Genomic DNA, 6,189 nt, shown 5'->3' with positions numbered 1-6,189 from the left:
GAGAGTTCAGCCTTTAGTGACAGTAATCTGCTGTCGGGCTGAATTAGTTATTTACGGACTGATTGCCGTGATTTGCTAATCAACGAATCGCACTCCTCTGCCTGATTCAAGGTAGCTTGCAGGTAACTACCGTAAAGCTTGCGAGGAATAAAAGTCTTTGGATGCACACCTTAGGGTCGTTGCAACTGCATTATATGCGCTTGGTTTTCAAGCCAATGCAAAAAGTGATCTGAATTATCTGCAAACGCGCCTAAATCGTCCGCTGTCACATTTGTCAATAAGCAATTATGCTTAAACTATTGTCAAAAATTGGGTTTGTGAACACAATTTTCAAGCTAGCGATTTTATTTAAAGCAAAAGACCTTAGATGCGCCCTTAGCAGGGAAAAGTAGTTTAAATTGGATTGAACATAGCCCAAGCAAATGAATTGATTGATAGCTCGATTTGGTATCGTTCATCTTCTTATCAAACTCGTGAATCTTAGAACCGCAAACGCCGTGTCGTCTTGAAGATTGAATTTAGCTCAAAGGGTACTAGTACTAATATTCGTTTCGTGGTTACTTCAATTGCTACTAGTAAAGTACCTCTAGGTCAACTTTACACTCAAAAATATTGCAAGCGACGACGATAATGACGATGATTAACTGTTTAACACTAGGTTCACATGAGCTGTAGTCTGTAGATTGCAGATATACCTAAGCGTACTATTACAGGTGGATTAGTGGCACTTTTGGGCGTGGGTTTGCTGATTGGATATGGAATACAGGAAAGTGCTACACCGCAGGAACAGCAAAGGATTGAACGAAAGTAACGATTAAAAGTACTGGTGTAAATATCAATCACCCAGTGCCTAAAAAATTTCCATACTATGAGTGACATGCTTACAAGGAATTTCTAATTATGACATGCCAAGAAAATAATGAACTTCAAACTGGGAACTTGTTTATTTGTTATATATAATTTATAAGTTTCATCACATCATATTTTCTTATCAATGACTAGAATTCAACTTTGGACGACTTTCACCGAAGCTGTGATTGCCTTTGTTGCTAGCAATATTGATGATATTCTTGTCCTGTTGGTATTTTTCTCACAAGTAAATGCCAATTTTCGGCGACGACATATTGTGTTTGGTCAGTACCTTGGTTTTGCAGTTATCATCATAGCTAGCTTACCAGGATTCTTTGGTGGCTTGTTCATCCCGCGAGAATGGATAGGATTCCTGGGATTACTACCAATCACAATTGGTTTGAAATTATTGGTAAAAAAACAAGAAACTACGCAAGTTCAAACAGTAACCACTGATTTTCACCGCTCCTCATATAGTAACCCCAAACTATCTTTTATCTCAAGTTTTCTACATCCTCAAACTTATCAAGTCGCAGCAGTAACACTTGCTAATGGCGGTGATAATATCAGTATTTATATACCCTTATTTGCTGGTAAGAGTTTTACTAGTTTGGGAGTGACTTTAAGTGTATTTTTTCTCTTGGTAGGTGTTTGGTGTGCTCTTGCTTACCTATTGACTTGTCAAAGAGCGATTGGTCATATTTTAAGCCGCTATGGTGGAGTTATTGTTCCTTATGTATTTATTTGTCTAGGTCTTTTAATCATGTACGAAAGAGGAACATTCAGTTTGATATTACACTCACTCAGGGGCAACTAACTTATGATTCGCTATGAGCAAGACTTTGTTGGCGAATTCAAAAAGCTCCTGCATGGAGCTAGATTTAAGTAAGGACACACCTAAGTTTTTAAATATAAGTGAGATTTTAAAATTAAAATCATTTTATTAAAATAATTTTAATATAGTACAACTATCCAGTATTTGCACTGTATTTTATTGTTACTTTCCAGAAAATAAGCTAGAAATTTTAGTAGTATTTTCAATACTATCTCTCTGAGTAACTGCCCGAATTAAAATTCCAAAGATATTATGAATGTTCACACTTACCTTGAGACTTTAGTGGAATGTTTTCTGTTAAACAGTTAACTACTTCGTTTAAGGTTTTATTATCAGTTAAAACTGGAGTAGTAGTTGCAGTCATAATCAAACCAGATATTCCTCTAGCTCAATTTTCACGCAACTCTTTGACAAAGTTCTCTGCAATAACAGTATAACCATATTCTGGTGCGAGATTTGCTCTTATGCTCTTAAGAGATTCATTAGCTTTACTTATATTCTGAGTTCAAGAGACCTTCTTGACATTAGTATTTAAAATTACAGATATTAAGCAAAATTTTACTGAAATAGGCATTCATTACAGAGCGATCGCAAAAGTTTTCGGTATACTGATAGTTCTTTTTTGAAGTTGCGTTCTTGGTTTTGGAACATATCGATTACGCCTCCTTGCATTAACAGAATACCAATAATCTTAGATAGCCAGTAATCAATGATGACGTAAGGCATAAATAATTTAGGAGCAAAAAGACTATAAATGTAGCCGAAAAAATAAGTAATTGGTAAATTGAAAACTAAATCGTTTCACCAGCATAATGGTGACAATAAATATCCAATCACTAAGAAAAATCCGCCTCTGAACTTTTGTAATAATGTTTTAGATAAAATACCTATCCTAAGGAATCATTGCGGTGTTCTTTATTTTTTATTTATAAACACACTCTAAGTTACTTGTGGTTTTTAATACCCACTCAAAGGCACTGAAAGTAACAATCGCATTCCAAAGGGAAATTATCAAAATCCACCCAGACAAACTGCCCGAAAGTAATGATTCAAATGGGTTGCGTGGAGGTTGCTGCATTACTTGAGGCGACTTTGGCTCAAAAGCGAGGGGAACAGTTAAAGTGACCGCAGACGGCGGCAGTACACTCATCCTCATCACTAAAGATCCACGGGTTGAGTTAATTCTGAGAAACGTAAGCCACTACCAGCGATGCGATCACCTTTGTAACTATTGCGATTCCCCAAAACGTTACCCCGCTTTTATCCACGGAAGTTTCACTGTAAAGCGACTACCTTTACCTAATTGACTTTCAGCATGGACAGTACCACTATGCAACTCAACAATTTTTTGCACCATTACTAATCCTAAACCAGTACCTGAAGAACCACCGGGAGAAGAATTTTCAACTTGCACAAAAGGTTGAAATAATTGGAAAAGGTCATCGGATAGCATACCAATACCCGTATCTACCACGCTGAAAAAAATATATTCATTTGTAGAATTTGGCTGGACTTCAATCCAAACTTTGCCTCCTTCTTTAGTAAACTTGATCGCGTTAGTCAATAGGTTGATAAATACTTGGCGGATGCGGCGTTTATCGACTTGGATGGGTTCGAGTTCTTCAGGTATTTGTACACTCAGGTGAATATTTTTCTGCAACGCTAAATGTTTGACAAAACTAAGACTATAATCACATAATCCTTGGATCGAAGTGGGAGCTAATTGCAGTTTGATTTTACTAGATTCGATATCAGTAAGCTCAAGGATCTGATTAATCAATTCTAGTAAATTCTTGCCACTGGATTCGAGGTTATTTAGGAACTGGCGCTGTTCTTCATTCACAGGGCCGTACACTTGACCTTGGAGTGCTTCTGTGATTCCAAGAATGGAGCTTAAGGGATTTCTCAGTTGAGAGCTGATGTTTCCTAAAAAAGTACTTTTAACACGATTTGCGATTTCGGCAGCTTCTTTAGCCTCATGGAGAGCGGATTCTGTCTGTTTGCGATCGCATATTTCTAAAGTTAATGTGACAAATTCAGCTATTGAGCTAACAAAGTTTTGCTCACTCAGTTCCCATGTCCGAGGGATATCAATCTGTTCATACAATACTGTTCCTACAACTTTGCCCCCAACCCAGATCGAGGTATTAATTAGGGATACAATATTCTTTGGTTCTGGCAGTTCATCCCATAATTCTTGTATCCGTAGATCGGTGCGAGTGTCGGTGACGGCAATGATCCGGGCAGATGTCAGGGATTTAAAGTAGATGGGATAATCTGCAAGATTGCGTTCTAAATCTGCCGAATGTCTCTGATTGCTACGTTCATAGAGACTTATACATTGTAGTTTGGTGTATTGGCGCAGCCCGCCTTCTCTACGAGACGCTTTGCGAACGGCATCGTCATTGAATAACCACACACTAACTCTTTCTATTTCTAAAGCATTTGCTGCTTTCTCGGCAATAACTTTGAATGCTGTTTCCAGCTTTCCTTCTGAAATCGCCCTGTGATTTGCCAGTTCTGCTAATACCTGATGATGCTTTTCCAGTTTTTGCTCATTGTTAATCCGTACTTGGATCTCTTGCTGTAATTCTTGAGTTCGTTGCTTAACTTGCAATTCTAACTCTTCATTTTTGGTTATCTGTGCAGTAAAGGTTTCCCGTAACTGCTGTATCATCTGATTACAAGATTCACCCAGCACTTCTAGTTCTTTAATGCCCTTTATTATCACCACTGAGGCTTCGCCATTAGTTAAATCGGCTAAATCTTTTGTCGCTGTGCTGAAGTCCAAAATTGGCTGAGTTATCCAACGGGCTGTGATAATTCCCAGTAAAGTAGCTAATCCCAATGCTCCCAGACAGAGAAAAATAGTGGTTTGAGTGTTACGCTCAATTTGTCCCATAAAGTCTGCTTCTGGAACAGCCACTACTATTAACCAATTGACATTTAATTCACCGTCAAAGGGTCTAATTTCTAAAAATTGTCGTTTTCCGTCAAAAGAGAAATCTAGTCGCTGTAAACTTTGAATTTGGTCAAAATTACTAAATTTAGTTGTTAAATATTTAGCGCTTGCTTGAGTCAAAGAATTCCCGCTTTGGGAAGCCGGCAACCTAATGGGTTTACCATTTTGTAAGCGGAATGGTTCTTCGGTTGTAGAACTTGCGACTAATAGCCCCGATCGCTCGATAATAAAAACTTCCCCAGACTTGCCAACTTTAATATTTTGCAGTAAATCTCCAATTTGTGATATGTGAGTTAGAGTGCTGTTGACACCGAGTAACTGACCTTGGGAGTTATATATCGGTTGAGATGCACTAATTAGAAGTGTTGGTTCGGTGAGGGGTGTAAAAATTTGACTAAAGCTGAATTTTTTGGCGGTAACTGCTGCTTGATAATCAGGACGCGATCGCGCATCATAATTTTTGATCATCTCTGGAAGTTGGGTACGTTGACCAAGAGAGTCAATTTTGTAAGTGTAGAGGTCGTACCCAGTTGACTTATTGGCTTTTCTGAGTAAAAATTGGCGATCGTTGAGCTTTTCCACTGCTAAGTGTTCTTGCTGTTCATTGCTTGCCGTTAAAGCGATCGCATTAGGAAAAATCTCTAACTGCTTTATTAAGTATGACTCCCAGGTTGCCAAATTTTCCATCTTGAGCAACCCAATGTCAATCATATTTTGATTACCGCGCAGTTCTTGACGCAAAGTTGAGAAATAAGTCTGTAAATTCTCTTCTACTCGATTAGCAACTTCATAACGCAATTCGCTAGCTACTTCATTGACTGCCTTTTGCCCATTGTGAATCGATAAATATCCAGTTAATCCCACTGCTAGCAAGATTTGCAGCAGAAACAACGCTACCAAAATGCGACGTAAGGGTACGCCTTTAAACAGAGAAAAAACACCACTTTGCCCAGTATTTTTGTTCATCTGCCCACTCTCCCTGACTGTTCTGTAGTACTAAGTACAACACCTCGACTTCGCTGTTGTGTGGGTTTATACATAGTTTTTACTTGGTCGGGTCAAGAGCCAATATAGCACTTATGGTAAAACAACAAAACGTTAGTTAACTGCACTGGTAGATTTTAGGGACTTCCAATTAAAAAAAATAATCAATCGCTGTGTTGACGTTAGAACCCTTTTTATTCAGTAATGTATTTCGATTTCATATACTCAACTCCTGGTTTTACAACCTCCTTCCAAGCGTCTTCAACTTTCTTTCTATAATTTTCTTTCTCTTGACTGGGGTTTTCGTCCAGACAAGAAGGATCATACTCAATCACTGTATCGATTAAGACCTCTACAAAGGGCTCATATAAATCTTTTGTAATATCCTTATTTTTATGGTTATGAGTTTTCGCAATCTCAGTGAGAAGATTTGGTTCAGGTACATCATTCTTTTCAAAGTGCTCATCCCTCTTTTGTTACTTTGGGGAAAGAAAAAACGGTAATGTTATTCAACTAGCAATAGGAAAACTGATTGGACTCGCCCGAAAATTATTCATAA

General features: G+C 38.0%; 4 protein-coding genes and 2 pseudogenes. 2 read left to right on the top strand and 4 right to left on the bottom strand.

All coding sequences use genetic code 11. The annotated features are described in order from the left end of the window. Window positions 1–170: 170 nt before the first annotated feature. Entirely contained in the window at window positions 171–278 is a 108-nt protein-coding gene (locus V7L20_RS32720) for a hypothetical protein (protein ID WP_442943573.1), read from the bottom strand. Window positions 279–415: 137 nt separating this feature from the next. Here V7L20_RS32720 and V7L20_RS32715 point away from each other — a divergent pair. Continuing rightward, window positions 416–622: pseudogene (locus V7L20_RS32715) on the top strand (transposase); the annotation flags it as partial. A 372-nt stretch (window positions 623–994) separates the two neighbouring features. Next, on the top strand, window positions 995–1,666 hold the full coding sequence (locus tag V7L20_RS17755; protein ID WP_334745356.1) for a cadmium resistance transporter: 672 nt from the start codon (window positions 995–997) through the stop codon (window positions 1,664–1,666). A 630-nt stretch (window positions 1,667–2,296) separates the two neighbouring features. Here the strand turns inward: V7L20_RS17755 and V7L20_RS17750 are convergent. From V7L20_RS17750 to V7L20_RS17740, 3 genes and pseudogenes are all read right to left on the bottom strand, one after another. Then, window positions 2,297–2,575, bottom strand: a pseudogene (locus tag V7L20_RS17750) (hypothetical protein); the annotation flags it as partial. A gap of 31 nt (window positions 2,576–2,606) precedes the next feature. Then, window positions 2,607–2,762, bottom strand: a complete 156-nt coding sequence (locus V7L20_RS17745; protein ID WP_442943574.1) for a hypothetical protein — start codon at window positions 2,760–2,762, stop codon at window positions 2,607–2,609. 171 nt (window positions 2,763–2,933) lie between these two features. Continuing rightward, window positions 2,934–5,612 carry an ATP-binding protein gene (locus V7L20_RS17740; protein ID WP_334745354.1) on the bottom strand — a complete coding sequence of 893 codons (2,679 nt, stop codon included), beginning with the start codon at window positions 5,610–5,612 and terminating at the stop codon, window positions 2,934–2,936. Window positions 5,613–6,189: the final 577 nt, after the last annotated feature.

The organism is Nostoc sp. (assembly GCF_036916735.1).
GTDB lineage: Bacteria > Cyanobacteriota > Cyanobacteriia > Cyanobacteriales > Nostocaceae > Nostoc.
This window is presented reverse-complemented; position numbering and strand designations above follow the sequence as displayed.

What these genes read in the sequence shown, in the direction of transcription:
- V7L20_RS17755 (WP_334745356.1), top strand. Translation starts at nt 995, where the DNA reads ATGACTAGAATTCAACTTTGGACGACTTTCACCGAAGCTGTGATTGCC.
- V7L20_RS17740 (WP_334745354.1), bottom strand. Translation starts at nt 5,612, where the DNA reads ATGAACAAAAATACTGGGCAAAGTGGTGTTTTTTCTCTGTTTAAAGGC.
- V7L20_RS17745 (WP_442943574.1), bottom strand. Translation starts at nt 2,762, where the DNA reads ATGCAGCAACCTCCACGCAACCCATTTGAATCATTACTTTCGGGCAGT.